The organism is Lactobacillus delbrueckii subsp. delbrueckii DSM 20074 = JCM 1012, from assembly GCF_001433875.1.
GTDB classification, from domain to species: Bacteria; Bacillota; Bacilli; order Lactobacillales; family Lactobacillaceae; genus Lactobacillus; species Lactobacillus delbrueckii.
Genome location: NZ_AZCR01000075.1, coordinates 1 through 2,261 on the forward strand (window position 1 = coordinate 1; position 2,261 = coordinate 2,261).

The window sequence follows — 2,261 nt, forward strand, 5'->3', positions numbered from 1 at the left end:
GCAAGTTTGATTTCTTTAGTGTATTTAGTCATGAAAATAACCCCCGAAATTAGTGTCCTAATTTCGGGGGTCATATCAAAGGTAGATCCTTTTTTGGTTAAGTTAAGGTTAGTGGGTTAATCATCGAAAACTATTTGTCATACGATGACGTGTAAGATAATTCTACATCATCATAATCATATGATTGAAATGACTTAGTAATTGACTCACCTGGCTGTAGACCATCAGCGTCATCTGGTTCCATTAGAGTTTCATGCTCATAGATTACTTTCCCATCTTTAAAAAGGAATACATCTACACTCGGATAATATATCTTCTTAGTTCCGATATTCGTTGCTTTTATATCGTATCCAAAGCCTTTATTTTTAGAAACTTCTACTTTTAAGTCGGAGTTTGCTGACTTATGAACCGTATTAGTCGCATAGAATTGATAATTTATATGACCATAATAGTATGGCTTTTCATCCCAAAAATCCCCATACAAGATAATTGATTGATTAGGAGCAACTGGACCATGTTCTTCGCCCGTCATACCACAAATTTCTTTACCATGAGTATCTTCAGCATTCATACTTGCTCTTAAATTTAATGTCTTGTCAGATTTGTTAGTGACTTTGAGCATTAAATATCTAGAATTAGGAGAATATTGACCCTCAAAAGCTTCAATTGATGCAACATCTAACGGCGAAATTATTTTTACAGTTACTGGCCTCGTAACATCTTTTGAACCGTCTGGGTAATATGCTGTTATCGTAGCAGAATACACACCAGTTTCGTAACAATCTACTTTTGAGTTAAAATAAAATTCAGTTCCTTTTGGGAGAGCATCGGCATTAGTCACCAGTTCACTTGCCTTCAAGTCATTTCCAGTAAAGCCTTCTCCATCCTTAACGATAGGCTCGTAAATGTCAGCATCAGTTGCAGGCTTAACCGTGACAGTAATTGAGTTTGTAGAGTTCTTAGAGCCATCTGGGTAATAAGCAATAATGTCTGTAGTGTATGATCCTGCCTTCTGATAATCAGGCTCTTTACTAAATTTGAATGTCACTCCCTCTGGAAGAGAGTACACATTGGTTATCAAATCACTACTGGAAACCTGTTTACCAAAGTCTGTTTCATAGTCTTGCGCTAAAGGATTATATAAATCAGCCATTGTTTTAACAGGTTCTGGCTTGTCAGCTGGTTGATCAATCGATGGCTTCGTATAAGGTTGGTAGTTGATGGCTTTGTTGACGGCTGATTAGACTTTGAATTTGTCGTTGGCTTTGAGGTGGCCTTCTTTGTCGTCTTTTTCTTTGACTTTGAAGAAACACTCTTTACAGACTTCTTCTTAGACTTTGAAGTAGATTTCTTTGTCTTTTTCTTCTTAGCAGTCTTCTTTTGAGCCGCTGCAACTTTAGCTGGCTGTACTGAACTAGATATCGTTTCAACAGCACTACCTAATAAACCTAACGCTACTATAAGCGTCAGAATACGACTAAGTTTCATTTTCATATTCCTAATCCTCAATTACATTCCACAAAATACGCGTGGCACTAGTCTAAGAATGGAGATGTGTTTCAACTAGAACCATGCGTACATTATTTTCTATTTATCAGCTAATTCCTTAAGTTTCTGGATAGGTTCACTCTCCTTGAGCTTTCTCTTCCCCTTCTCCATGAGGATCCCTGCCTGCACGCCCTTCAAGAATGGCGCTGACCGCTTCAAAGCCTGACCACCAGCATAGCCTAAAGCCAGCAAAAGGGCGATTCTCTTAGCATGCTTCATCTTCATTTTGCTTACCTTATTTCTCACACATCTCTGACCATTTCTTACTACTTATGTTATAGCACTTTCTCCGGTTCGGATAACACAAAATATTTTCAGTAAAACATGGTTGTTTATTATGCGCAATCGGTTACAATGCAAATGTATATGTAATCGTACATTCTTTGAGGTAATAAAATGAACAACGATTTTAAAGATATCATGTAAAACAGAAAGTCTATCCGGCACTATGATTCCAGCGTGAAGATTTCCCGTGACGAATTGCTGGAAATCATTAATGAATCTATCTCTGCTCCAAGTGCTTGCAACCTGAAGTCCTGGCACTTTGTTATTGTCGACACTCCAGAAGGCAAGAAGAAGATTCACGATTTCTTAATGCCGTTCAATTACCCTCAAGTTGACACTGCTCCAGCCACGATCATGGTTTTCGGTAACACTAAGTCATATCTGAAGTATCGTGACCTGTGGAATGGCATGGTAGAAGAAAAGAAGGT

At 38.1% G+C, this 2,261-nt stretch carries 4 protein-coding genes; 1 reads left to right on the plus strand and 3 read right to left on the minus strand.

Annotated elements, in window-relative coordinates; all coding sequences use genetic code 11:
• Nucleotides 1–130: 130 nt before the first annotated feature.
• From FD23_RS07980 to FD23_RS07985, 3 genes are all read right to left on the minus strand, one after another.
• Nucleotides 131–1,153: a Rib/alpha-like domain-containing protein gene (locus FD23_RS07980; RefSeq protein ID WP_025896575.1), complete on the minus strand. Its 1,023-nt coding sequence runs from the start codon at nucleotides 1,151–1,153 to the stop codon at nucleotides 131–133.
• The gene (locus FD23_RS09750; RefSeq protein ID WP_134791483.1) at nucleotides 1,129–1,494 is read right to left on the minus strand and encodes a hypothetical protein; all 366 of its coding nucleotides are present in this window, start codon (nucleotides 1,492–1,494) and stop codon (nucleotides 1,129–1,131) included. Before FD23_RS09750 ends, FD23_RS07980 begins: the two co-directional genes overlap by 25 nt.
• 93 nt (nucleotides 1,495–1,587) lie before the next feature.
• Nucleotides 1,588–1,773, minus strand: a complete 186-nt coding sequence (locus FD23_RS07985; protein ID WP_052933800.1) for a hypothetical protein — start codon at nucleotides 1,771–1,773, stop codon at nucleotides 1,588–1,590.
• Nucleotides 1,774–1,986: 213 nt separating this feature from the next.
• On the opposite strand from FD23_RS07985, the gene FD23_RS07990 reads away from it, so the two are divergent.
• Nucleotides 1,987–2,261, plus strand: a 275-nt coding sequence (locus tag FD23_RS07990; protein ID WP_423788544.1) for a nitroreductase family protein, incomplete at its 3' end; no start/stop codon positions are given.